General features: G+C 68.5%; 15 protein-coding genes and 2 pseudogenes. 7 read left to right on the plus strand and 10 right to left on the minus strand.

What is annotated here, in order from left to right; translation table 11 throughout:
* Positions 1 to 171 precede the first annotated feature (171 nt).
* Complete coding sequence (locus R2B38_RS45900; protein WP_318022146.1) at positions 172 to 1,332, minus strand: glycoside hydrolase family 88 protein; 1,161 nt, start codon at positions 1,330 to 1,332, stop codon at positions 172 to 174.
* 143 nt (positions 1,333 to 1,475) lie between these two features.
* A complete protein-coding gene (locus R2B38_RS45905; RefSeq protein ID WP_318022147.1) occupies positions 1,476 to 2,735 on the minus strand; it encodes an alginate lyase family protein in 1,260 nt (419 codons plus the stop codon).
* A 945-nt stretch (positions 2,736 to 3,680) separates the two neighbouring features.
* Between R2B38_RS45905 and R2B38_RS45910 the strand changes: the two genes are divergently transcribed.
* Positions 3,681 to 4,196: a hypothetical protein gene (locus tag R2B38_RS45910; RefSeq protein ID WP_318022148.1), complete on the plus strand. Its 516-nt coding sequence runs from the start codon at positions 3,681 to 3,683 to the stop codon at positions 4,194 to 4,196.
* A gap of 82 nt (positions 4,197 to 4,278) precedes the next feature.
* Here R2B38_RS45910 and R2B38_RS45915 read toward each other — a convergent pair whose 3' ends face one another.
* Both R2B38_RS45915 and R2B38_RS45920 read right to left on the minus strand, forming a co-directional pair.
* Positions 4,279 to 4,557 carry a hypothetical protein gene (locus R2B38_RS45915; RefSeq protein WP_318022149.1) on the minus strand — a complete coding sequence of 93 codons (279 nt, stop codon included), beginning with the start codon at positions 4,555 to 4,557 and terminating at the stop codon, positions 4,279 to 4,281.
* A gap of 321 nt (positions 4,558 to 4,878) precedes the next feature.
* Positions 4,879 to 5,328, minus strand: coding sequence for a spore-associated protein (locus R2B38_RS45920; RefSeq protein WP_318022150.1), 450 nt, complete (start codon positions 5,326 to 5,328; stop codon positions 4,879 to 4,881).
* Between the two features lie 810 nt (positions 5,329 to 6,138).
* Between R2B38_RS45920 and R2B38_RS45925 the strand changes: the two genes are divergently transcribed.
* On the plus strand, positions 6,139 to 6,459 hold the full coding sequence (locus R2B38_RS45925; RefSeq protein WP_318022151.1) for a hypothetical protein: 321 nt from the start codon (positions 6,139 to 6,141) through the stop codon (positions 6,457 to 6,459).
* A 299-nt stretch (positions 6,460 to 6,758) separates the two neighbouring features.
* Here the strand turns inward: R2B38_RS45925 and R2B38_RS45930 are convergent, their stop codons facing one another.
* The 4 genes and pseudogenes from R2B38_RS45930 to R2B38_RS45945 all read right to left on the minus strand — a co-directional run.
* Positions 6,759 to 7,628 carry an IS5 family transposase gene (locus R2B38_RS45930; RefSeq protein ID WP_318021532.1) on the minus strand — a complete coding sequence of 290 codons (870 nt, stop codon included), beginning with the start codon at positions 7,626 to 7,628 and terminating at the stop codon, positions 6,759 to 6,761.
* A gap of 231 nt (positions 7,629 to 7,859) precedes the next feature.
* Positions 7,860 to 8,327, minus strand: a complete 468-nt coding sequence (locus R2B38_RS45935) for a GNAT family N-acetyltransferase (protein ID WP_318022152.1) — start codon at positions 8,325 to 8,327, stop codon at positions 7,860 to 7,862.
* Between the two features lie 135 nt (positions 8,328 to 8,462).
* Complete coding sequence (locus R2B38_RS45940; RefSeq protein ID WP_318022153.1) at positions 8,463 to 9,194, minus strand: HAD family hydrolase; 732 nt, start codon at positions 9,192 to 9,194, stop codon at positions 8,463 to 8,465.
* Between the two features lie 8 nt (positions 9,195 to 9,202).
* Positions 9,203 to 9,403: pseudogene (locus R2B38_RS45945) on the minus strand (hypothetical protein); the annotation flags it as partial.
* Between the two features lie 956 nt (positions 9,404 to 10,359).
* Between R2B38_RS45945 and R2B38_RS45950 the strand changes: the two are divergent.
* A complete protein-coding gene (locus R2B38_RS45950) occupies positions 10,360 to 13,380 on the plus strand; it encodes a glycosyl hydrolase (RefSeq protein WP_318022154.1) in 3,021 nt (1,006 codons plus the stop codon).
* 394 nt (positions 13,381 to 13,774) lie between these two features.
* Positions 13,775 to 14,503 (plus strand): spermidine synthase, encoded by a 729-nt coding sequence (locus tag R2B38_RS45955; protein WP_318022155.1) that lies wholly within the window; start codon positions 13,775 to 13,777, stop codon positions 14,501 to 14,503.
* Between the two features lie 295 nt (positions 14,504 to 14,798).
* Here the strand turns inward: R2B38_RS45955 and R2B38_RS45960 are convergent, their stop codons facing one another.
* Positions 14,799 to 19,946, minus strand: coding sequence for a family 43 glycosylhydrolase (locus R2B38_RS45960; RefSeq protein WP_318022156.1), 5,148 nt, complete (start codon positions 19,944 to 19,946; stop codon positions 14,799 to 14,801).
* Between the two features lie 1,085 nt (positions 19,947 to 21,031).
* Here R2B38_RS45960 and R2B38_RS45970 point away from each other — a divergent pair.
* The 3 genes from R2B38_RS45970 to R2B38_RS45980 all read left to right on the plus strand — a co-directional run bounded on the left by R2B38_RS45970 (position 21,032) and on the right by R2B38_RS45980 (position 24,379).
* The gene (locus R2B38_RS45970) at positions 21,032 to 22,324 is read left to right on the plus strand and encodes a cellulase-like family protein (protein WP_318022157.1); all 1,293 of its coding nucleotides are present in this window, start codon (positions 21,032 to 21,034) and stop codon (positions 22,322 to 22,324) included.
* Between the two features lie 442 nt (positions 22,325 to 22,766).
* Entirely contained in the window at positions 22,767 to 23,561 is a 795-nt protein-coding gene (locus tag R2B38_RS45975) for a pectate lyase (RefSeq protein ID WP_318022158.1), read from the plus strand.
* A gap of 11 nt (positions 23,562 to 23,572) precedes the next feature.
* Positions 23,573 to 24,379 (plus strand): GH12 family glycosyl hydrolase domain-containing protein, encoded by an 807-nt coding sequence (locus R2B38_RS45980; protein WP_318022159.1) that lies wholly within the window; start codon positions 23,573 to 23,575, stop codon positions 24,377 to 24,379.
* A gap of 313 nt (positions 24,380 to 24,692) precedes the next feature.
* On the opposite strand, the pseudogene R2B38_RS45985 reads toward R2B38_RS45980, so the two are convergent.
* Positions 24,693 to 25,773 (minus strand): annotated as a pseudogene (locus R2B38_RS45985) (ABC transporter substrate-binding protein); the annotation flags it as partial.
* Positions 25,774 to 25,893 lie beyond the last annotated feature (120 nt).

A 25,893-nucleotide genomic window follows, 5' to 3' on the forward strand; every position in this document is an offset into this window, starting at 1 on the left:
TGTATGCGGAGCGGACCCGGTCGACCTCCTCCGGAGCGAGCACCCCGGTCGGGATCCGCTTGGTGGACGGCGAGTTGGGGAACGCGGCCCGGTCCTCCGCCGCGAACCCGAGCAGCGACAGTGCCTTCTCCGAGGAGACGACCCGCTCGGGGCGCGGCGCGCCGATGCTCTTCAGGATGCGAGGGCCGCCAGTTCCACTCCCGCGTGGAGGAAGGCGCCGACCCCGAAGTCCGCAGTGGTGTCGTAGGTGACGGGCTGGCTGGAGTCGGGGCGGTCACCCACTCCCTGGACGTAGCCGAGGACGCCGTCAGGGTGGACGGCGGTGGTGACCAGGCCGTTCCAGGCCCGGGCTGCGACCGGCAGATAGGTGGCCCGGTCGACGAGGGCGGTGGCGACGGCGTAGGCGATGGCACAGACGAAGAAGGACGTGCCGCTGCTCTCGGGGCCGGGGAAGTGGGTGGGGTCGGCAAGGTTGACGTTCCAGAATCCGTCGGGGCGCTGGATCGGAGGGAGGGCGGTCACCAGGCGGGTGAGGGTGTCGCGGTACTCGGCGGTGTCGGACTGGGTGGGCGGCAGGGCCTTGAGGGTCTTGACATGGGCTGCGGCCACCCAGCCGTTGCCCCGCGACCAGACGACGGGCTTGCCGGAGGGGGAGACTATGTGGCCGGGCAGGAAGTTCTTGTCGCGGTACCACAGGCCGGTTGCCGGGTTCAGCAGGCCGGGGCCGCCCTCGGCGTGCTTGGTGTGCTGGTACAGGCTGTACAGCTTCTGGTAATAGCGGGCGTCGCCGCGCAGGGTGCCGAGGCGGGCGAAGGGCGGCATCGCCATGTGGAGGGCGTCGGCCCACCACCAGTCGTCGTTCTTGTCGACTTGGTCGGTGTAGGTCATGCGGTGCAGCGAGGTTTCGATGGCGCTGATCTTGTGCGGGTCGGGTTCCAGCGCGTAGAGGTCGAGATACGCCTGTCCGGCGTTCTGGTTGTCGGCGATCCGGGTGCTGGAGCCCCCGTTGAGGGCGTAGTTGTTCTGCTCGGCCCAGGACCGGGCGTAGCCGAGGTAGCGGGCGTCCTTGGTCAGGGAGTACAGGGACAGCAGGCCGGAGAAGAAAGTCGCGTTGGCCCACTGGTTGTTGCCCGGGTTGCCGTGGGCGGCGATCCAGTGGTCGGCGACTCGGCGCAGTACGGCGATGATCGCGGCGCGCGAGGGCAGAGCGGACGAGGGCACGGCGGCGGGGGCCGCCATTGCGCGCGGCCCTCCGATGCCGGTCAGCGCGGACAGTCCCACAGCGGCGAGCGCAACGCCACCCGTCGTGGTCAGGAAGCGTCGTCGGTCCATGTCCTTGTCCATGGAGGCCAGGGCCTTTCGTGTCTGAGGAGCGGGCGGATGACCCGGAGTTGGGGGGTGAAAGGTCGGCTGCGGCGCAGCGGCCCCCTCAAGGGAACCGACGCGGCGGATCGCCAACGGTGCGCAGCACGGACTCAGTTGGGGTTCTGGGCGTTGGTGAGGGTTTCCCAGGCCACGAAGAGGTTGTTCGTGCCGGCCGGGCGGTTTCGCTCGGTGAGGGTCTGGGTGTTGGCCATCGCGACGCCGTGGAGGGTGTTCAGCGTGTTGAAGCCGACCTCGGTGACGGGGCCGAGTCCGAGTTTGAGAGTGCCGCCGCACACCGTGGACGGGACGGCCGCGCCGAGTTGGTACTTCGACTGGAAGCCCAGTGCCTGCCGTAGCCGTTCACCGACCTGCGGATAGAGGTCCTGTCCCTGGATGCGGGCGGTCTCCAGGACGTGGGAGATCGAGGAGATGCCGTAGCCGGTGTGGGTGAAGTCGCGGCAGGTTTCCTGGGTGATGCCGGTGGTGAAGGTGCTTGCGCCGAACCAGAAGCCGACGATCTGGTCGCGAGTGGTGAGGTGCTGGCTGGGCACGGTCTTGGGCAGCGCGCCGTCCGAGGCGAGGTAGACGAAGGCGGGAACGCGCTGCAGGTAATGGCCGATCGCGGTGTCGTAGCCGGTGTGGTCGTCAAGGAACACAGAAATGCTGACGGCCGCCTCCAGCATCGTCAGGTCCCAGTTGCCGGTGCGGTTGGAGCCGTTGACGACCAGCGGGAGATAGACGGTGCGCAGCATCGTCGCGAAGCGGCCGGCGTTGGGCCAGTTGCCGTGCGCGGCCTTGATGATCTCGGCCGCCTTGGGCCAGGAGGAGCCCGCCCAGCCGGTCTGCAGTGGGGCGTTGTCGTTGGTGTGGTTACGGATGGTCGCGGACCAGGCGTCCATGAGCTGGATCGCCTTCTGCGCGTAGCGGTCGTCGCGGTTGATGTACCAGGCCAGCGCATCGGTGTACGCGGCTATCGCGTCCTCGCGTTCGTCGGTACAGCCGTTGTTGGGATTCGAGGAGGGGCCGCACTCCACCGTCGCCCGGGGTTTGGGGCTGCGTGACAGCGAGGCGTACGCGCTCGCCGTCATGCTGTCGTACGCGGCCTTCCACGGCTGGGCCCCCGCCTGGACCTTGGCCCGCACGAAGTCGAGCTGGGCGGAGTCAAGGTTCACGCCCGGGTGCACGAACACCGCGGGCGATGCGGCAACTGCTGCGGCTTTGGCGGTGCCGGGCTGAACGACTGTGGCCCGCGTGGCTGCTTCCGGCGCGGGTGCCGGGGAGGCCGAGGCGGGAGCCATGACGGCTGCGGCCGCCACAACGCCGAGCACGGCGGACAGGCCGGCGAACCGGGAGAGGGCTGTTGAACGCATGGGGGGACGGCCTTCCATGAGGCGACTGCCGCTACGGAATTCCTATACGTGAACAGTGAATGCGATTGTGAACCGTTGATGCCGGAAGGTAGTCGCGCAGGACCGAGAGCGTCAAGGTCTAGACCAACATTCCTGGCGGCCTGCGGCCGCGCCATCACGCGTCCCACGCAGTCCGGGACCCCAGGGCACTACGCGCGCCGCAGGCACTGGCGAGGGCGATGCCGACAGTGCCGACCGCTCTCAGAACTCGACCACCCAGCAAGCACCTCTCCGACGGACGTGTGGACCTGACGACGGCATCGCCCATGCGCCCGGTGCAGCCGTAGGAGGCGGCGCTCAGCTTCTTCTCCCTGCCGGTGACGGACATGGAGGGGCGGATGCCGGAGGTGCAGCCGCTCTTACGGCAGATCGTCGACTTCAGATTCGCCTGCGTGACCGCCGGGGGGACCGTGCCCGGAGTGCATGTCGGATCCTCCGACGGCTCCCCCTTCAGATACCGGTAGCGGCAACTCCCCGCGACCGACTGCCGCTGCACCTGTGCGTCCTCTGCGGACCCGCCCCCACCGCGTTCGCCCGCCCTGCCGCGCCGCCGCCCGAAGGACTCGTCAAGGGGTCCCCCTCCCTGACGGCACTGCCCGTGAACCACTCGTTGGCGGGCCGGGACATGACGTTTCTTCACCGCGTGGCCTCGACTACGACCGCTCCGTACCTGGCCTACGGCGTCCTCTGGCTCTGCCGACGTCGGTGCGGAGCGGGGCGGTTTTGACGGTGACCGCGTTTCAGCCAGTGGCACGGCCGGCTCGCGGTCCCTGCCCAACTCCAGCCCGTTGAGCAGGCGTTCGCAGCCGAGGGGGCGACGTACCGCCACATCGGTTTCACCACCGCCGGTCCCCCTGAGACCGCACTGAGACCGCGCTGAATGGAGGGTCGGTCACGCTCTGCGGCATGACGACGACGGCCCCGCCAGGGGCGGCGGCCCGGGAGGGGATCACCATGAACGGCCTGCGACTTGTCCGTCTGCACGCGGCGGCCTTCGGACGCTTCGCCGGGCTGGGCAGCGCGGTCACTCTGGCGGCCTCCGCGGCCCTGGTCCTGCTTTCGCAGTGGATCCCGTGGATGGCGGCGAACGCCCTGACCACCGTCGCCTCCGCCGTGGTCGCCACCGAGTTGCACGCCCGCGTCTCGTTCGGCCACGGACGGCCCGGCCTTGCCGGGCACCTGAAGAGCGCGGCCACCATCGCTGCCGGCTGGCTGGTCACGTCCGCCGCGGTCGGCGCGCTGACCGTGCTCCGCCCCGGCGCCGGACTCGTCCTGCAGCAGACGGTGTACCTGTCGGCAACCGCGCTCGTCGGAATCGGCCGCTACCTCGTACTGCGTCTGGCGGTGTTCGCCGAGGGCGCCCCGCAGCGCCGGACCGGCGGCGAAATCCGGTCACGTGCCGCCTACAACGCGGCGGCGTAGGTGGGCGAATTCCAGTGAGCGTCGCAACACGTGATCATTCCAGTGTTGCGACGGCCTTGCTGAGGAGCTCGGCGGGTGTCTGTCAGCCGAGGATCCTGCGGGGGCGGTCGTTGAGTTCAGCGGCGACGCAGACGAGATCTTCGGCACTGTAGATCGACAGGTCGGTGCCCTTGGGAAGTACTGCCGCAGCAGGGCCGTTGGCGTTTTCGTTCGAGCCGCGCTGCCAGGGGCTGGCCGGCTCGCAGAAGCAGATCGGGATGTCGGTGGCGCGCGTGAACCCGTCGCGCCGTCCCATTTCACCGCCCTGATCCCAGGCCTGCGAGCGTGTCAACTCGGCCGATAGTCCGGTGAAGGCGTGCACGAGCGCGTCGCGGACGTGCTCGGCTGGCCGCGCTCGGTCTGGAGTGGGCACAGGAGGACGGCCCGTGATGTGGAGTGTGGAGAATGTGGCCTGGGCAGCGGTCCGGCTCCAGCGCGCGGGTCGAGCGTCGCGCAGGTCGCGGACAAAGCCGCGGAAGCGGAACGGCGGGCGCGCAAGACCCGCGTCACAGGCACGGTTCCGTCGCTTCCGGCCAGGGGCCGCCCTCGCCGGCGCGGGGACGGCGGGCATCAGGGCCTGTGACGGGATCCGGCCCACCCCCGGACGACGGGAATGGGCCGGATCGCGGCAGTGCTCCGGGGGTCAGCGGACCGTGGTGACCCGGTGCTCCTTCAGCGCGGCGCAGTTGGAGCCCGTCACGTAGACGTACACGTTGTCGATGTGGCCGCCCCAGTCGACGCAGTGGGCCCTGCCCTGGACATAGGTCGGTCCGGCGTACGAGGTGTACGCGCCCTCGTCCTGGGCGTACTCGTCGGTGTCGGACACGTAGATCCACGCGCCCATGTCGCGCGCGACGCCGGGGTTGGTGCGGATGGTCGCGACGCAGTTCTTGCCGTTGGAGGCGTTGTAGGTCAGGTAGACGGTGCCCTGCGTGCCGACGGGCGCGGAGTTGACGGTCTTGTAGCTGCTTCCGCAGACCTTCTGCGCGGTGGTGTTCGGTGCTGCGGAGGCGGGGCCGGCCAGAACGGTCGTCGCGCCGACTGCCAGGGCCGCCAACGCGGTACCGGCGAGAAGAGAATGATTGAATATCATATTTCCCCCTTATGGTCTTAGGAGTGTCTTGCTCCTGACAGGTCAGACACGTGCAGGTCGCGCAGGGTTGTGACCCCGCACCGGCTTGATCCGGCCGAGTTGGCCCGGCGGGCCGGGAACACGGCTGGCCGGCCGTGACCTGGGTGGGCGGGGAAGTTGCGGCGGCACCCGGGCCAGCCGTCCACGCACCGGGTCAGTCCGCGACGTCACAGCCGCGGTCCTCGTCCGAGGAGATCGCAAGCCGAGAACGCCAGGCAGCAGCCCGGGCGACCTGTGGCCGCCCGCGCCCGACGCCCCGCCATCGCGGATCCGCCCAACAGCACGACGCCGCGCGGACGTCGGCGCATTCCTGCCACAACCCCTTGGCGCACTGTGCGTCGAAGGGGTCCATTCAAGTCCGGCTCAGAGATCTGCACTGTGATCCCGCTGGCCGCCCCGGGCAGCGAAGGGACGCTGTCGAGCCCACCTGGCCCGCAACCGCGGAACAGGGCTGCTCCGTTACGCCGACCGGTGTGGGTCCGGCAAGGACATCAAGCCGATCTTGGGGGACGTCTCCGCTGAACGCGGCGACAGGTTGCGCGTACTGGAACTCGACTACGACCAACCCGGGCAGGCTCGGAGAAATCAGGCCCTCGACGCCGTCCCGACGCTTCTTGTGCCCATGGGCGGTGTGCCGGTTGCGAGGTGCGCCGCACACGCATATCAAACAGGGCGAATAGCGCCACTCCGCGCCCTGACCCGGCCCAGTACCGCAGCGCGTCGTCCACCGCGAACCGATCACGGCTGTAGGTGATGGCACTCTTCCCACAGATGACCCTCGATGCCGCGCGCAAGGGCAACGTCTGGGACATCGACACCGGCAAAGACACCCGCACCGTTCTCGTCGTCAGCCTCGACGGACTCGCCGAGGCTTACGGCGCTGTCGTCGTCCTGGTCCTGCATGCCCCGGCACAGCACCCCGACACGGCGATGAGCGTTCGCCTGACCACCCCCGTCGATGCCTCCGCCGTCGCCGTCAATCTCCTGCGGCTCTCCACACTCCGCTTCGAAACCGGCACACCGCACGGGAACATCGGCCCCGAGCAACAAGAACTCGTCGACAACTCGCTCCGCGCGGTCCTCGACCTCTGACTCCACGACAGCCATCACCGACAGCCGCGAGAAACAGCAGGCCTCAAAGCGTCCGCTGTACGAAGGAGGACACAACAGTGGTCCCGGCGGCGAGTGCTGCCCCGCCAAGCACCCGACGGTCTTGAACGACGCGACTGTCCATTCTTCATCCGGAAGTTCAGAGACCCGTCGCGCAGAGTAATTGTCAATTCCTGTGAATCAGTCCTCCTGCTGCTGAGGGGATGCGGCTCGTGTTGTTTGCCGTAGCAGCAGATCCGGCGCAACGGGCGTCTACTCAGAGGTCGTTTCATTCTGCTGTTTCATCCATGGATGCGGCTTTGGTGTACTGATGTCGGGTCTCGCCAGGAGATGGTGTTCTCTGCAGTGAGGCGGCGGGCCATCAGGTCGGTCATGGCGACGTGGATCATGGCTTCGGAGCGGTGCGGGTGGGTTTCGTAGTCACGGGCCAGGCGGCGGTGCAGCATTAGCCAGCCGTAGGTCCGCTCGACGGTCCAGCGTTTCGGGATCGGGGTGAATCCCCTGGTCCCGGGGGCGCGTTGGACGATTTCGAGGTCGATGCCGAGGGTGGCGGCGTGCTCGACGAAGTGCTTGCGGTAGCCGCCGTCGACCCAGACCTTGCGCAGGCCGGGATGGTCGGCGGCGGCCTGTTCCAGGAGGGTGCGTCCGGCTGTGGAGTCCTGGACGCCCGCTGCCGTGACCAGGACTGCCAGCAGCAGGCCGAGGGTGTCGGTGATGATGCTGCGCTTGCGGCCTACGATCTTCTTGCCCGCGTCGATGCCCTGACTTTTCGCGGGGACACTCGTGGAGGTCTTGACGCTCTGCGCGTCGATCACGCCGGCGGACGGGGCGGCACTGCGGCCTTCCTGCTGTCGTACCAACTCCCGCAGCAGACCGTTGAGCTGGGCGAAGACACCGTCCTTCTGCCACTTGGCGAAGTAGCCGTAGACCGACTGCCAGGGCGGGAAGTCGTGCGGGAGGTAGGCCCACTGGCAGCCGGTGCGGTCCACGTACAGGATCGCGTTCATGATCTCGCGCAGGTCATGCCGTGGCGGCCGGCCGAAGTCCAGGGCCCGGCCGCGGCGCTCGAAGCGCCAGGCGGAGAGCACCGGCTCGATCAACTCCCAGCGGGCATCGGACAGGTCACTCGGATACGCACGGCGGTCCGTCATGACCTGGGCATACCGCCACTCGGGGGCGTGCGCCCAGGCGTGCATCCTGCCGCGTCGAAGCACGGGACAGACCCGGGCGCCGTGGAATGAGACAGGCATAAACAGACCTCCACCCCATCCGCCACGCCGCCAGCCTCGTCAGGAAGAACAGCCTCCACAGACTCACCAGCAACACACTGAGAGGCAGGACAAACCAACCCAGAACGCCGCACTCAAGGTGAAAATGACCTCTTAGAGGGTTTTCTCGAACCAGTGTCTGATGTAGGGGTTGGTCGTGTACGGGGCGATCTCGATGTAGCCGGAGGCGGCGTAGAGGCCCCGAGCCTCGATGAGTTCCTCCATGGTGTCCAGCCGTAGCCGGGTGTGGCCGAGCGTGTGGGCCTCGGTTTCGACGGCAGTCAGCAGGCTCCGGCCGATCCCTTGGCCGCGGAACGCAGGGCGCACGAACATGCGCTTGATCTCGCCGACGTCTGGGGACAGCGCCCGGATGCCAACACAGCCGGCCGGGATACCGTTGACCCTCGCCAGAAGAAACAGCCCGCCGGGTGGGACCAGCCCCGTGTTGGCCGCCGGCGCCTCGGTTTGATCGTGCAGCAGCGGACCGCTCCAGCGTTGGAAGAGCTCCTGCTGATACTCCCCCAGCAGCTCCCGGCCGTCAGCCGTGTCGACCGGCTCGGCGTTGATAACGGTGTTGCTCACCGGTTCCCTCTTTCCTGTGAGTCGTTCTTCGTACTGTGGGCCCCCGTTCGGCACTGCATCCAGGAGTCTCCAGTCCTTGTGCCTGGCGTGGTCGGTGCCGTCCGGATGCTCAGTTGTGAAGGCCGTGAGAGCTGGTCAGGCGTTCGCGGGTGATAGGTGGTCGGGGAGGTCGGTGAGCCGTTCGACGCGGGGGATCGTCTCGTCCGCTGTCGGCGATGGTCCACCGGTGACGAAGTCGATGCCTCGGTCCAGCCAGATGCCGGTGAGTCCAGCGAGTGCAGCTGCGTTCACGTCACTTTCCAGCATGTCGCCCACGTTGACCGCCCGTGCGGGGTCCGTCCGCATCCGCCGACAGGCGGTGGCGTAGGCGGCGGGCTTGGCCGCACCGAGGTCGGTCGGGGTCAGGACGGCTTCGAAGTATTCGAGGAGGCCGAAGCGGGCGAGTTTAGCGCGCTGCTGTTCAGGATCGCCGTTGGTGAGAACGGCGAGACGCGGTCCGTGGGGAAGCTGTTTCAGGGTCTCCAGGCATGGCTGGACATCGGGATAACACCGCCAGGACTCCTCGAACACGGTGAGGTAGCGCTCGGTGATCCAGGTGTCCAGAAGGCCGGGACTTTCCGGAACCGGTTCGCCGAGCATCGGCAGGAAGGAACGGAGTCTGCGTCGGTGGTGCTCGGCGAAGGAACACTGACCGGCCAGGTATTCCCGCATGTGGCGCGCCTCCAACGTCCACCACAACGCCGCCAGCTCCTCTGGTGAAGCCGTCGCGTTCGGCGCAGCCTGGATGATCTGGCCGATCGTTTCCCAGACTGCGCTTCGGTGATCGACCAGGGTGCCGTCCAGATCGAAGAAGATCACGTCTGCCATAGGGGCGATCATCCCGTGGTCTCTGGAGGAACTGTCAAGGTCTGTCCATCAGTTGAGGGGGGGCACGCTGCGGAGGTGTTCTCGGGGCGTTCGACGAGGTGACCGTTCTCGAAGCGGGCGCCGTTGCGGACGAGGGCGACGAGGTGGGGTGCGGTGATCGCGCGCCAGCGTTCCTGGGCGGATTCAACAGGCTCGAAGACCATCGCCAGGAGGACGTCCGCGACCTTCGCCGTCGCCTCTTCGAACTGTTCGGCATCGCGATACCGGGTGGAGTACAGCTGGCGGTCCTCGCACGGTCCCCCCTGAGCGCCCTTGCCGACAAGGTCATGCCACGCCGGCACCAAACCCCCGACGATGCCCGGCGTGTATTTCTTGCCGCCGATCCCCACGCCCGCAACCGCCCTTTCGTATCCGCGGACCCCAACGTGTTGCCGGCTGCCGCCGAACTTCACGACAAGCCGGTCGCCGGCGAGGTCACGCGATGGAAGCGGTGGCGATGATGCACCGCAACCTGGCGCTCTCGCTGGCTGCGGCCTCCCTTGCCCCACTGGTCGACTGTGCCACCGGCTACCGGCCGCCTGTCGCGCCCCCTCCTGCCAACGGCTGCCGTCGGCGCCCTAAGGACAGAAAGAAGAACGCGACACCATCGGTGGCTGAAGACCCTGGAGATCTGCTTCCGGATCCCGGACATCGACACCCCCTTCGCCTCCAGCGGTAACCGCCACTGACCGACGCACTGAAGCCCGGAGCTACGGAGACCCGGCCAATCAGGAGCTCGCGCGAGTCACGGACCCTGCCCAACACCCAACGGCCGATGTGCTCTTGACCCTGCCCCATGACATCGCAACGGCAGATAAGACACGAGCAGGGATCCGATTCCCCACCGGCGGGACACCAAGGATCACCCTCGAGCGCCGGTCCGTCGCCGAGGACGCCGGTACGGCGTTCCCGCCTCTCCCGGCGGACACTGGCCCGCCCCCGCCCAGTGCCCGGTCCGGACCGGGGTCCCGCGGCCAATCACTTCCCCAACTCCTCCCGCCTCTCATTGCTTTGAATCGTTGTCCTTTCTCTTGACCTGAGCTCGGAGGGCGAAATACGGTTCCGGCACTTGCAGTGACTGAAACGATTCATAACCCGTTCACCCGCGACAAGTTGGGGCTGAGCCATGCACGAAACCCACCCCCTGCATGGCGGTGCGACGCGCCGGTCCGTCATGGCGGCCGCTCTGACGACGGGCGTCCTGGCGACACTCGGTCCGACGGCGAGCGCCGCCGCGTCCTCCGGGACGGTTCGCTCCACCGCAGCCGCGTCCACGGGGAGTTGGTTCGCCCGACCCGCCAAGTCGGCCCGGCCCAGGTTCCGTTGGTGGTGGCCGGACGGACTGGTGGACCCGGTGGAGATCGCGCGGGAGGTCGACCGGATGGCCGACGCGGGATTCGGCGGCGCCGAGATCGCGGCCGTGCACCACAGCATCACCGACACCTCCGTGCTGGACACCGCCCGCCACGGATGGGGCAGCCCGGCCTGGCGCGACGGCGTGACGGCCGCGCTGCGGCAGGCCGCCCGGCGCGGACTGACCATCGACCTCACCCTCGGCCCGAGTTGGCCCGTCGCCGTGCCCGGAGTGACCCCCGACGACGACGCCGCGGTGAAGGAACTCGCCTACGGCAAGGCCACGTTGACCGGCGGTGCAGCCTACGACGGTCCGGTGCCGGCCTCCGTCTACGCGCCCGCCTCCGGTGTCACACAGCAGAAGCTCGTCGCCGTGCAGGCCGCCCGCGTCAACACCGCCTACTCCAGCGGCAAGGCGACCGGCCTGGACGCCGAGAGCGTCACCGACCTGACCGGCCAGGTGTCGGGCGGCGATCTCAGCTGGACTCCACCGGACTCGGCGACCTGGGTGATCCTCTCGTACTGGCAACGGGGTTCGGGCCAGCAACCCGAAGCAGGGCCGCACTCCTCCCCCGCCGCGTATGTCGTCGACCACTTCAGCGCGGCGGGGACCGCGGCCGTCACCCGCTACTGGGACTCCACCATCCTGGATTCCACGCTCCGTCAACTCCTCAGATCGGCGGGCGGCACCTTCTTCGAGGACTCCGTCGAGCTGGAGACCAAGGGGATGCAGTGGACGCCCGGCCTGCCAGCGGCCTTCCGCGAACACACCGGACGCGACCTGCTGCCGTATCTGCCGGCCGTCGTCCTCGACAACGGCAACCAGATCTTCGCCTTCGAGGCACGGCTCACCCAGGAGATCCGGCACGACTTCTGGGAAACCGTCTCCGGCCTGTTCAACCAGCACCACCTCGGGGCGCTCAAGACCTGGGCACACGGACACGGCATGAAACTCCGCTCCCAGCCGTACGGCCTCCAGACCGACGCCATCGCCTCGGCGGCCGTACTCGACGTCCCCGAGGGCGAGTCGCTCGGCTTCAAGAACCTCGACGACTACCGCTGCCTGGCCGGCGGACGGGACATGGCCGGCCATCGCATCCTGTCCTGCGAGGCGGGCGCGTACGCGGGCGGCGCCTACAACACCACCTGGGACAAGTTCCTGCGCACCATGGGCGGCGCGTACGCGGCGGGCGTCAACCAGACCGTGATCCACGGCTTCTCCTACGCCACCGCACCGGGCGTCAGCTGGCCCGGCTTCGCCGCGTTCAGTCCCTACAGCGGGGCCCCGGGATACGGCGAGTCGTGGGGGCCGAGGCAGCCGACCTGGCGCCATGTCCCCGACATCGCCGCCTACCTCGGCCGCGTCCACGAGGTGCTCCAGTCGGGCACCGCCCGCGCGGACATCGCCGTCTTCCGGCAGACCGGCTACACGGCCACCGGCATCGGCGCGTCCTGGCTGACCTCGACAGGCGTCCCGCTCGGCTGGACCCACCAGTTCCTGAGCGGACCGCTGCTCGACCTGCCCACCGCCAAGGTCTCCGGCGGGCGCCTCGCACCCGACGGGCCCGCCTACAAGGCCCTGTTCCTCGAAGGCGACTTCTTCTACGGCTCCACCCCCACGCTGGCCGTAGCCGACGCCCGCAGACTCCTGAAGTTCGCGCGTGCGGGCCTGCCCACCGTACTCCTCGGCGCCTTCGACCAGGCACTCACCCCGGGCCTCCCCGACGCCGGGGAGCAGGCCGAACTGCGTTCTCTGACCGCCCAGTTGCTCGCTCTGCCGAACGTCCGCCAGATCACCGACAAGACCCTGGTCGGCGCGGCGTTCGCGGAACTCGGCGTGACCTCCGACGCCGTCTACTCCGTGTCGTCGACCCTGCTCAACGCCCACCGGGTCACCGACGACGCCGACTTCTACTACCTCTGCAACGGCAAGCACGCCGAGACCGTCAAGCCCGCCGTCGCCCTCATCGACCACGACGTCACGCTGCGCGCCACCCACCGCAAGGGGTCCGGCGCGGTCCCCTACCTGCTGGATCCTTGGAGCGGGCGGGTCACCCGGCTCGCCCAGTACACCCAGGACGGCGACGCGTTCACCTTCCGGGCGACGCTCCAGCCGGGCGAGACCCTCGTCGTAGCGCTGGGGGCCCCGGGACTGTTCGGGGACCGCACCGGGAGCCGTCCGCACGCGGTCACGACCGACGCGGACACCGCGCTCTTCACCGACGGATCACTGGCCGTACGAGCCTTCACGGCCGGTATCCGCACCACCACCCTGTCGACGGGCCGCAAGGTCGCCACGGAGATCCCCGAGGTGCCGGCATCCGTCGCCCTCGACCGGTGGACGCTCTCGGTCGACGACTGGCAGCCCGGTGCCACCGCGACCACCACCACGATCGTCACGCACAGCCTCGTCCTCGATGCCCTGCTGCCGTGGTCGCAGATCCCCGAACTGGCCGACGTGGGCGGCATCGGCCGCTACCGGACAACGGTCACCCTGCCGACCACCTGGACCTCCGACACGGGGGCGCTGCTCCGCCTCGGCAGCGTCGGCGACACCTGCCGGGTCACCGTCAACGGAACACAACTCGGCCCCGTCGACCGGCTCAACCCCGTGGTGGACCTCGGCGGACATCTGCGCCAGGGCGCCAACGTCATCGAGGTCGAGGTGGCCACCCCGTTGTTCAACCGGCTGCGGATCAGCAACCCCACGGTGTTCGGCACATCCGCGAGACAGGCCTACGGCCTGGTAGGACCGGTCCGACTCACGCCGTACGTGCAGCAGAAGGTGAGCTGACCGCCCTCGACCGGGCTTTCGCAGAAGGGGAGTTCACGAGTGCGCACGGGCGTCAGGTGTGAATCGCGTACAGGGAAATTGTCCAGGCTGCCGGCTTACATGGTCCCGTCCGCCACCACGGCCGTCGAATACACCTCCCCACCGGTCTACAGACGCCGGCGTTCCTCGCCCGTGGCAGCGTCCACCGCCCGCTGACGCCCGTCGACACGATGTGGTCCTCCGCCGTGTGTAGCCGCATCGTCGACCGGCGCGATACCCACTTCCAATCGCACGTCGCCGGTCGCGGCGCGCGACCGGGCCGTCACCTCACCAGCGCCCAGCTCCCACGCCGGGGCGGAGTATGTTTCGATGCGCGACAACACCGTGCCTCCACGCACGTCAGAAAGGTGAACGGATGGGCCTGCGCTTCGAGGAGATCGACTGGCGACCGACGCCCATCGGCGAGATCAGTCTGCGTCGGCGCCGCCACCCGGTCTCGGGGGATGACGTGTACGAGGTAAAGCTCGGCGACGAGTTCCTGATGTCCAGCCTCTTCACCACAGGCGAGATCGCGCTCACGGAACTGGCCCTGGCCATACTGCCGGACACCGAACTGGACGTAGCCGTAGGCGGGCTCGGACTCGGCTACACCGCCCAGGCCGTCCTGGATGATCCACGGGTGCGGACACTGGCGGTGATCGATGCGCTCGCCGAAGTCATCGACTGGCATCAGCGGGGCTTGGTGCCCCTCGGAGCCCGGTTGACCTCGGACGCCCGCTGCCGACTGCTGCACGGAGACTTCTTCGCACTGGCCGCCGATCCGTGCGGTCTCGACCCGACGGAGCCGGGCCGCCGCTTCCACGCCATCCTGCTGGACGTCGACCACTCGCCGCGCCATGTGCTCCACCCACGCCACGCGGCGCTCTACCAGCCCGCCGGGCTCCGCGCCCTCGCCGGTCACCTCCACCCCGGCGGGGTGTTCGCCTTGTGGTCGAACGACCCGCCCGACCCGCAGTTCACCTCCGCGCTCTCCGAGGTCTTCGCACACACAGCGGCCCATGTCGTCGCTTTCGACAACCCGCTGCAGGGCGGTACTTCGACCAACACCGTCTACCTGGCCGGCAAGGCGCCGGACAGGCCCTGAAGATCGGCTGTCCGTGCTGCGGTGGGGGCGGTCGACACCGAGCGGCGGGCCGGCCTGCTCTAAGCCCACCGAGACGACGGCTTCGCCATCCTCTCCGTGGTGGTCCCCCACTGCGGAGCCTCACCCCCTCTGACCACCGTCCGGGACACACGCGGACATCCGGTGCAGCAGGTCGGGGGCCCGCATCTGACGCATGTCAGCTCCGACAGCACGGGGTCGAGTTCAGTGGTCGACAGCGCACGTGCGCCGGACGGACCTGGGCTGCAGGGCCGTCCGGCGGCTGGGGCCGGGGCGGTCAGTGCGCCGCCGGGTGGTGGCCGATGGTGATGCCGCAGGCGCGGGCCGCGGTGGGGCCGGCGTAGACGGTGGCGCCGGTGGACTTCCTCCACACGTTGATGAGGAAGGTGTCCGGGTGGTCGGTGGCGGTGATGCTGACGCCGTAGCCCTTGACGCCGTTGAGGGTGCCAGAGCCCTGGTAGCGGGCGCGGGAGCCGGTGACCACCAGCCAATCGGACGACGTGGAGCGGAACTTGAGGCCCGCCGCCTTGAAGTCGAAGGCGACCCTGCCGGTGGGGGTGGTGGCGTTCCTGCCATAGGCGAGGGAGAAGGAGAAGGCCGCCTTTCCGGTCAGCCGAGGGGACGCGGGGTAGGCGCCGGCCGGCGAGGCGAAGGTGCCGCTACCCACGGCCCTGCCGGCCGCGCGGTCGTAGACGACCAGGTCGGTGAGGGTCCTGGAGGTGGCGGCCCCGTCGTCGTCGGTGACAGTGACGGTCGGGTGGTAGATGCCGGCCTTGCGGTAGGTGTGGCCCGCGCGGCAGGACGTCGGGGCTGTGCCGTCGGCCCAGTCGACCGAGCAGGTGAGCGTGTCGCTGCTGCCCGGGTCGGTGTAATGAGTGGTGAGGGTGATCTTCGCGCCCACCGATACCGGCTTGGCGGGTCCGGTGGCGTCGCCAATGACTGGGACCGCGTTGGTGACGGTGACGGTGAGGGTGTCGCTGCTGCGGCCGCCGGTGAGGGTGACCTCGTAGGTGCCGTTGTCGGTGCAGGTGATGGCGGGGGTGAGGGTCCTGGCACGGACGATGGTGCACGGGGCGCCGGATGCAACACTCCACTTCGGGGTGGCGTCAGCGCCGGAGAGGGCGCCGGTGAGGGCGATGGCGCTGCCCTCCGCTCCAGTGGCGCCGGGACCGGCATGCGCGACGGTCACCGGCCTGATGCTGGTGAGGGTGGCGACCACCGTCTTGATCAGGCCGTCGGCGTCGAACTCCAGCTTGTCGATGGTGGTTTCGCGGTGGGTGCCGTCGCCGCCCGGGATGGCGAACCGGTGGTAGGCGATGTACCAGTCGTCGGTGCCGGGGACCCGGACCACCGAGTGGTGCCCGGTGCCTCTGATGCCGAGCGCCAGGTCCTTGGAAAGGATCACGCCGCGCTTGGTCCAGGGGCCCATCGGCGAGCTGCCGGTGGCGTACGCGACCTGGTAGTTTTCGTCACCGGTGTCGTTCTCCGACCACATGAAGTAGTAGACACCATGCCGCTTGATGGTGAACGCGCCCTCCCGGAAACCGTCGGGAGTGATCGTGGCGACCTTGGAAGTGTCCAGGGAGATCATGTCGTCGTTCAGCGGGACGACGTACGCGCCGCCGTTGCCGAAGTAGAGGTAGGACGTCCCGTCGTCGTCGGTGAAGACCGCCGGGTCGATCATCTGGCCGCTGAACGTGCCCGCCGCGAGGAGGGGTTTGCCGAGCGCGTCCTTGAACGGGCCGGTCGGGGAGTCCGAGACGGCGACGCCGATGTTGGCGTCAGCGCAGAAGTAGAAGTAGTACTTGCCGTTCTTCTCGGTGATCGTCGGTGCCCAGGCCCGGCTGTCGGCCCAGGAGACGTCCGGACCCAGGTCGAGGATGACGCCGTGGTCCGTCCAGTGCACCAGGTCGGTGGAGGAGTACGCCTTGAACTGGGTGCCGCTCCAGCCGGGGAACCCGTCGGTGGTCGGATAGATGTAGAAGGTGTCGCCGAAGACCACGATGTCCGGGTCGGCGTTGAGACCGGGCAGCACCGGGCTCTTCATTTCAATCGCTTGCACGGTCCAGACGCGGGTCGCGCCGTCCGAGCCGGTGACGGTGTACCTGACCGGCTTGGTGAAGTTCCGGACCGTGCCGGAGGCGGGGCTGCTGGTCGCACCGTTGGCCAGGGTGAACTCCGGTGCCAGGGCGGTGAGTTCGGTGCCTTCCTTGACCGGCAGCACGATCCGGCTCTGGGTGTCGGTGACGATCGCGTCGGTCTTCAGCTCGGGCAGCCTGGCACTGGCGATACCGGTGGTGTTCCCGCTCAGCTCCAGCACCTCGGCCGCGGACAACGCGCGGTTGTAGATCCGGAAGTCGTCCACCTGGCCGGCGAAGTAGGGATCGGCGGCGTACAGCGACTTGCCGATGTAGCCGCTGTAGCCCTTCGAGGCGTCGTAGAGGTCCGACGGCTTGATGGTCACCCCGGTGGTTTTGGCCACCTGCACGCCGTTGAGGTAGAGGACCGCGGTCCCGGTGGCGCCGTTGAGGGTGACGGTGATGTGCTTCCACTCACCGGCGGCGAGCTTCGAGCCCGCCGACAGCTTCGACTCGGCGCCCCAACTTCCGGTGGTGACAGCCGAGTAGAGACTCCCGCCGCCGTTCGACGGTGTCGCGAAGAGGTACTTGTCGCTGTCCGGGCCGAGGCCGAAGAGCCACTGGTTGACCGCCGTCGACGTCGGATCCCACTTGGCGTAGGTGGAGACGGTGACGCTGTCGGTGTCCTTCAGCACGCCGTTGGGGATCTTGACGTACGGCGAGGTGGTGGAGGAACTGGAGCCGCCGCTCATCACGAACGAACCGCCGTGCACGCCGGTTCCGAAGGCCGGGGTGTTGACGTAGGTGCCGTGGTTGCCGCGGCCGCTGGAATCCCGGACGACGTTGCCGGACGTCTCGTCGAAGTCGTAGCGCAGGACCAGTCCCGACGGGATGTCGGTGCCGCCGTCCTCGGACACCGTGACATGGGCCTGGACGTGGAGTATGGCGCCGTCCGGCAGGGTGCCGTTCACGGTGAACGTCCCGGCCGATCCGTATGCCGACGCCGGGACGTCGTCCCAGGTCACAGCGACCGGGCGGGTGATGCCGTCGGCGTACTTGGCGATGACGGTCGCGGGCAGCACCGGCGCGATGCCGATGGCGGTGGAGACCGTCACATCCTCGGCGCTCTCCACCAGCTCGTCGGGCTGGTAAGCGCGCAGCACCCGGTTGTACTCGGCCTCGGTGACCGGCAGCACGGTTCCGTGGCGTGGCGACGACGGCAGCGAGTAGTCGGTGGACGGGGTCCAGACGCCCGAGTCGAGGTCGGTCGTCTCGAACGGTATGTAGCCACGGCCCCCGAACTCGTCGAGGAAGAGATACCACTTCTCCTCGGTGTTCGACTTGAAGACCAGCGGTCCCTCGGCGGCGCTCATCGCGCCCTTGCCGATGCCCTCGGCCACGGAGGCGTAGTCGGTGTCGAGGATCGAGTCGGCCTTCTCCTCGAAGATGAACTTGCTGTTCGGGGACGAGGAGGTGTTGTTCCGCTCGTCCTTGGAGAAGCGGTAGTACTGGCCGTCCTGCTCGATCATCGTGGAGTCGATCACCGAGTAGCCGCGGTCGATCCACACCTCGGGCTTACTGAAGGTGCGGAAGTCACGCGTGGTGGCGTACATCATGCGGTTGTAGGTGTCGCCGGTGTGCGCTTCGTTGTCGTAGATTTTCGACGCCCAGAAGACGACGTACGAGCCGAGGGACTTGTCGTAATAGGCCTCCGGGGCCCAGGTGTTGCCGGCCTCCTTCGGCGAGACCGTCACCAGCCGCTGGTCGGTCCAGTGCACCAGGTCGGTCGACTCCCACACCATGATCGCCCGGCTGCCGGTGCGCTGCGCGGCGTCCCAGTCGCCGTTGCCGTAGATCCGCAGGTCGGTGGCGATCTGGTAGAACTTGTCGCCTTCGGGAGAGCGGATGATGAACGGGTCGCGCAACCCCTTCTCGCCCAGCGTCGAGGTCAGCACCGGGTTGCCGTTGTTGATCTCCCGCCATTTCAGCGGGTCGTTGCCCTTGCTCAGGCCGAAGTGGACCTGCTCACCGTCGGCGGTGCCCTCGCCGGTGAAGTAGCTCAAGAGGTAGCCGGACTTGGCTTCCGGCACCGGGAGTTCGGGCACCTTGGCGGTGAACGTGCGGGGCGCGGATGCGTCGTTGCGCCTGACGGTCGCGGTCAGCTCGACGGCGGTCGAACCCTCGCCCGCGGCCGGGCGGTGGACCACCCCGTCGGCGGAGACGACGGACGGGTCGGCGGACGACCACTCGACCTCGGTCGAGTAGTCGCCGTTCGCGGGCAGCGTCAGATTCCCGCGTACGTCGTCGATGTTCGGGACGGTCAGCGAGGCTGCGGCCCGGTCCACGGCGTGCTGGTCGTCGAAGTCCGCCAGCACGGTGATGTCGAAGGACTTGGTGTCGGTCACCGCGCCCTTCTTCAGCGTCGCGGTGAGCGTCGCGTGACCATCGGGCTCACCGCTCGCGGGGCGGGTGACGGCGCCGGTCGCCGACACCACGGACGGCGCGTCGCTGGACCAGCTGATCGAACTGCCGCCCGCCGTTCCGGCGGTGGGCAGCGTCAGGTCCGACACGACGGCGCCGGTGCCGTCGCCGAGGCTCAGCGCGGCCTTGTCCCGCGCGACCCCGTCCGTGGCGACCGGCAGGGCCAACTGCTCGACCTCGGAGGCGTCCAGCGCCCGGTCGTAGACCCGGAAGTCCTTGATCCTCCCCTTGAAGTACTTGTCGCCGGAGTAGAGGGAGCGGCCGATGAAGTTGGCGGTAGTGGTGCCGCCGCCGATCGAACCCGGCGTGACGCTGACGGCGGTGTTGCGGGCGACCTCCACACCGTCCTCGTACAGCACGCCGGTGCCGCCAGCCGTCTGCGTGTAGGAGAGGTGCTTCCACACGGTGCGCTGCAGGTTGTACGAGGCGGCGGGCGCGGTGGTCTGCTCGGTCGACCAGTTGCCGGAAGCGATGGAGGTACGGAAGGTGTTGCCGGTGGTGAAGAGATAGCCGTTGCCGTTGGAGCCGCTGGAGTTGCCGAATCCGTAGATGAAGTACGGACTGGCCTGCGCGGAGTCGATCTGCACGTCCAGCGACACGGTGATCGCGCTCATGCCGCTCAAGATGTTGTCCGGCACCTTCACGTAGGTGTCGGACCCGTTGAGGGTGAGGCCGTCGCCGGCGTTCCAGCCGGCGGTGCCGTTCACGGTGCCGTCGCGGCCGTGGCCCGAGGAGTCGGCAGCCAGTTGGCCGGAGGCCGCGTCGAGTTTGTACCAGAGGGCGAGGCCGTCGGTGATCTCCGAGGAGCCCGCGGCGGCTGCCGGGGTCGTGGCGTGTGCGGTGGCCGGCAGCAGCGTCATACACATCGCGGCGAGGGCAACCGCTGCGAGCCTGGGCCGCCGGGACCCGCTCCGGGGCGCGCCCCAACTTGCTCTAGACATGACAAATCGATGCGCCATCGGCGGTTTTTCCTCCACGGGTGATCGGGGCAGAGAAAGGCCGACGGTGCGGCATTTCGACAATGTGATGTTGTGTTTCGAGAGTGTCAAACGGTGCGTGGTGCAGCGTCAAGAGGCGAGAGCGCATGTGCGGCCGGTCGGACGATCCAACGTGACGTGGAAGAGATTCCGGGGTCGGTAAATGGACCAGTTGGCATGTCGCATCCGGTCCCGTCCTCCGTGGAAATCCGCAGTTCAAGGACGAGCGTGCGGAGCTGATTCGGCGGCGGGATGACCGCGATCGGCGGCCGGCTGAACGGGCCCGGATCGTTCTGGCGTCGCCGACGGCAGGTCGAGCGGGGCCTCGCGCGGCCCGTTGGCGTGGCGGTGAAGACGGTGACAGGCGTCGTCAAGTGCAGTGCGGTCCTTCGGCTGCGCCTCGTGACCATCGCCGTCCACGCCGTGCTGCCCGTCCTCGCGTCAATCGCCCCCCACACGTCCACCAGGTTCTCGCCCTGCCCCACCAAGAGGCCTTCTTGACTTCCTCCCCCTCCTGAAAAAGAAGGGGAATTCCTGCGGCTCGCGCAGCACGGGCTCCTGCTTGAACGCCGACTGCCCGCCAGGAGAACTCCCTTGATGCCTACACCCGCTTCGCAGGCCTGGACGGCCGGCCCGGCCGCCTTGATGTTGCGTGCCGCGTTGATGTCGCGGTCGTGCACGGCGCCGCAGGCGCACGTCCACGCACGGACGTTCATCCGAGCAAGCCGATCCCTGTCTGCACACGCGCCGCGCGCTCGACCTCGACAGACTCGGACCAGCGCGTCACCTTCACCAACGTCAACAGCGGCACATGCCTTGAGGTCGCCCGCAGCGTCCACCGACAATGGCGCGACCCTGGACCAGTCGACCTGCGCCACCGGCGCGAGCTACCAGTGGATGGGCGTCTGACGGTTCCAGCGGGCAGTCCCGGGCCACTGACGGCGTTCCACCGCACACGAACGACAGGTGAACTCATGACCACCGCACAGCAGCAAGCCCCCACGCGCGAGACCACGGGCCGACTCGCCATCACCCTGTGGGACTTCAGCTGGTACACGCAGGCCGGGCCCGGTGAGCCCTTCGCCGACCTAGACCGCGCCTTCGCCGAGACGGTGGAGCGCGGCTTCAACACCGTGCGCATCTGCGCCATGCCCTTCCTGCTGTTCTCCGGACGCGTCCACTCCCCCGAGTCCATCCAAGTCCGCGGTCTGGGCGAGCAGTTCGGACAGCGCACCCGCTGGTACAACGTGCGCGGCGGCTACCCGCTGGACGGCCACCGACGACTCGTCGAGCTGTTCGAGGCCGCCGCCCGCCACGACTGCAAGGTGATCGTGTCCTCGTGGGAGTACCAGCAGTCCCCCAGCTTCGCCGACACCGACACCTGGCACCGCACCCTGGCCGCCGTCCCCGGCCCGGACCGCGCCGAGACCGTGGCCGAAGCCCTCGCCACACTGCTCGACTTCCTCACCGAGCGCGGACTGGCCGACCAGGTCGCCTATGTCGAAGTACACAACGAGGTCGACAACTGCTCCCTCGTACCGGCCGACGGCACCGCCGGCCACTACGCCCGGCTGCGCGGCCCCCTCGAACGCGCCGTCAAGCTGCTGCGGGCGCGCCACCCCGCCGTTCCCGTGACCTACTCGCTGGGCGAGCCCTGGCCCGGCGAACTCGACGACCTGCCCGAGCAGGCGCAGATCGCGCACTTCCACTTCTACGTCTACGGCGTCCTCGGCGCGCTCTACGAAGCGGTCGGACTCGGCCACGGCACCGAAGCAGCGCCCGAGACGGCCACCTGGCCCACCCCTGAACTGGCCGCCATGCTGCGCCCCGACGCACCCCCCTTCACCGACCACCAGCCGGACGAACCCTGGCGCCTGGCCGCCACGGGCATCCCGCGCGAACTGTTCTACGCGCACGACTGGGTCGACCCCGACCGCTGGGACCTGTGGCTCTACGAGAACTATCCGGCACACCGGCAGGCCATGCGGGAGACGCTGGCCGGGTGGGTCGACTCCGTCGCCGAGTTCGCCCGCCTGCGCGGCATCCCCGCCGTCCTCGGTGAGAGCGTTGTCGGATACACCCCTCTCCTGGCCCGTTTCGAGGAGGACGCGGTCGGGAAGGACATCGCGGAGTTCGTGGTCGACCGCTGTCTGGCGGCAGGCTTCCAGGGCGTCGTCCTGACCTCGAACGCGGCCCCGCACCACCCGATGTGGCACACGGATCGGGACTGGATGCGGCGGGTCAACGCCCGTGTCACCGCGGGCTGAAGACCATTCCGCAACGGTCAGAGCACAGACGGCACACCGCGGACAACGGCTGTCACCCCGGGGTCGTCGGCGGCGGCCAGCCCTTGGGCGTGTGATCGCGAACGCATGTCCGTCAGGGCCGCTTCCTTCGGCAGACGCGGCTGGGCGGACTGGAGGCATCACGTGCACGCCGCCGACATCGCAACGGCGACGAGGCGCGGCTGGTCAAGTGCGGATTCGGCGGCGTCCCGCATGATGACGGTGACGCATAGCCAGTCAAAGGGCTATCGGCCCAGGAGATTTCCGTAGGACGCACCGGGCCGACGGCCATCGGGTTCCCAGTGTCCGGCCAGGTCCCGGTATCCGGCTCAGAGCGGGAACGGGACGCCCGTTCGAGTGTCACGGCCGTACGTTCGGCCGACACCGCGCGCGCCGGGGCGGGATCTCTGCCAACGATCCCACTATGCACAGTCGAAGACGCACCCTGCTGCCGCTCGCCGCACTCGCGGCCGTGGCCCTCGTCCCCTCACTCCCCGCCACTGCCGGCGCCGACTCCGTACGGCCCGCTGCCGACTGGCCGGCCGCCAAGCGCGTCCAGCAAGTACGCGCCACCATCAAGGTCGCCGGCAACCGGGACTTCGACTTCACCCGCTTCGTCGGCGCCGGCGCGCTCGGCGGCGGCGACCAGGCCGAGAACCAGCCGCCGATCCTGGAACTCGCCGACAAGGCCACCGTCTCGAACGTGATCATCGGCTCCCCGGCTGCCGACGGCATCCACTGCCGGGGCACCTGCACGCTGAAGAACGTGTGGTGGGAGGACGTCGGCGAGGACGCGGCCACCTTCAAGGGCACCGCCGCGAACCAGACCATGACGATCGACGGCGGCGGCGCCCGCAAAGCGGCCGACAAGGTGTTCCAGCAGAACGGCCCCGGAACGTTCGTCATCAGGAACTTCAAGGTCGAGAACTTCGGCAAGCTGTACCGCTCCTGCGGCAACTGCAAGACGCAGTACCAGCGTCATGTCGTCCTCGACAACGTCACGGTGAAGTCCCCCGGCCTCGACATCGTCGGCATCAACTCCACGCCGTACGGCGACACCGCGCGCCTGTCCCGCATCACGATCCAGGGCGACCCGGCGCACAAGATCGTCGTCTGCCAGAAGTTCCGCGGCGTCACCTCCGGCGAACCCGCGAAGGTCGGATCCGGACCCGACGGACGCAACTGCATCTACAAGACCTCCGACATCACCTACAAGTAGGAGCACCGACGATGTTCACGCTCAAGGCCCTCACCACGTCGGTCGCCGCCGCCGTCGCCGCCCCGCTCCTACTCGCCCCGTCAGCCGCCCAGGCCGCTGACAACTGCACCGCCTTCAACACCGTCAAGGCGTCCCCGTACTACCTGAACAACAACGTCTGGGGAGCCAGCGGCGCCACCGGCAAGCAGTGCACCTGGCTCAACTCCTACCAGGGCGGCAAGGTCAACTGGGAGACGTCATTCGACTGGTCGGGCGGCAACCCGACCGGCGTCAAGGCGTACGGCAGCATCGTGCTCGGCTGGCACTGGGGCTGGAAGGACACCACCACCAAGCTGCCCGTCCAGCTCAACAGCCGCCGCAAGATCACCTCCAACTGGAGCTTCGGCATCACCCAGAACACCCCGTCCGTCATGAACGTCTCCTACGACGTCTGGTTCCACCAGAAGTCCAACCCCGACTGGGCCGACCAACCTCACGACGAGATGATGATCTGGCTCAACCACCAAGGCGGAGCAGGCCCGTTGGGGACAAAGCGCGAGCGGGTCACGCTGGGCGGCACAGCCTGGGACCTGTACGTCGGGAAGATCGTCAACAAGGACCAGGCGGGCAAGGTAGTCAGCAGCTGGAACGTCTACTCCTACGTCCGGGTCGCCAACACCAACTCCGCGACCACCGACATCACGGCCATGGCCGACGCCCTGGTCCAGCGCAGGCTGCTGGCCAACAACGCGTATCTGACCAGCGTCGAGGCCGGCACCGAGGTCTTCCGCGGGAGGGGCAAGCTGAGCAGCAGCTCGTACTCGGTCAACGTCGGCTGACCCGCCCGTATCCAGGAGTGCCGTGCGAACCGCCTCGGACCCGCGGCCAATCCGCACGACACTCCTGGCCTCAACGGGCCGTGGTGCCGACGACGAGCCGCGCGGTTCAGCAAGGTGATACGAGGTCACTATCGAGTTGGACGCCCCGTCCCGTATCAACGCGAGCATCCCGGCGGACGACGGCAGGGCCGTCCCCTTCGACACAACACCGTGCAGCTTGGTCACTTCGGCCCTCGTCCGCCCTGCCGCTTACCCCGCCTTGCGGAACTTCGGCAAGCACTGGCAGCGAGCGACCCGGCCTGACAGGCCCCCACGCTCCCTGGTGCAGCCCGAGCGAGCCCGGCGACAGGTCTCCCTCGACCTCGCCGAAGCAGAGAGCGAGCGTCTGCTTCCAGCGCTCGATCGCGGCACGCTCGGCCATGAAGCGGGGGAATCCCTCGAGGTTCCCGTTCCGGTACCGCCGGATGGGCTTCAACCCCGTCGCCGGGGTGGCGTCCGTGCGGACCGGCCAGCCGTTGGTGGCAACCTGCTGCTCACCGGTGGCCTGCCGCCAGTTGAGGTAGACCTCGGCCGCGGTCGGGTTCTTGACCTGCTTCAGAATCGCGGCCCACTGTCCCCAGGACATGAACGGCGTCGCCTCGTCAGGGAGCACCCACTTGACGGGCACGGCGGCCAGGGCCGCACCGGAACCACCGACACCGATCGCCTTCTGCCCGTTGGCGACGGCGTCCCTGAGGGGGTAACTGCCGCGGGCGAACTGCACGCCCTGGACGGCCAGTCGCACCAGCCAGTCCCAGCCGTACTTCTGCACACAGAGCGTGTAGAGGTAGAGGACCGCGTCGTCGTGCGGATAGGAGGAGGCAATCCGCCCCTCCACTTGGCGTCGACGAGTTCGAGCGGGCCGGCGGGCACATCCCAACGGACCGCCGCCGGGCCGTACTTGAAGCTGAAGGCGCTCACCTGCACGGCGACCCAGCAACCGCGGGTGTTCTTGAAGAGGGCGTAGACCTTGGAGAAGCCGGCCGGCTTGCACGTGAGTAGACGTCCCTGCTCGTTCCAGCGCACGAAGTCCTGGACGGTCTGCAGTTGTACGACGTCGGGCACGTGGGTGTCGGTGGCGAATTGGTTGTCCACACGGGCGTCGTGGTAGTTGCTGTAGTCGACGACAACCGTCAGATCGAGCCCAGGAAAGCGGTTCTTGAAGCCGGTACGAAGGCCGTCCGCCTGCGTCGAGACGTCACCCGCGCGTAGATCACGAGCTTTCCGCCCTCCGCGAGGGCGGCCTGGTAGAGCTCGTCGAGCGTGCGGGGCTCCTCGGCCTCTCCTGCCGTCCGGTCAGTGGTGGATGCCGCGCCGGTGGCGAGCAGACGGAGTCGGCTGGGAAGACTGGTCATGTGGGGGAAACCCTTCTGGCGGAGAAGACCAAGCAGTGATGCGGTGGCGCCTGAGAGTCATGGCGCGTAGCCGGCACGAAGCGCGGCTGCGGGCGGCCGCGACCTGGTCAGGTGGGACAG

It is taken from the genome of Streptomyces sp. N50 (genome assembly GCF_033335955.1).
Taxonomy (GTDB): Bacteria; Actinomycetota; Actinomycetes; order Streptomycetales; family Streptomycetaceae; genus Streptomyces.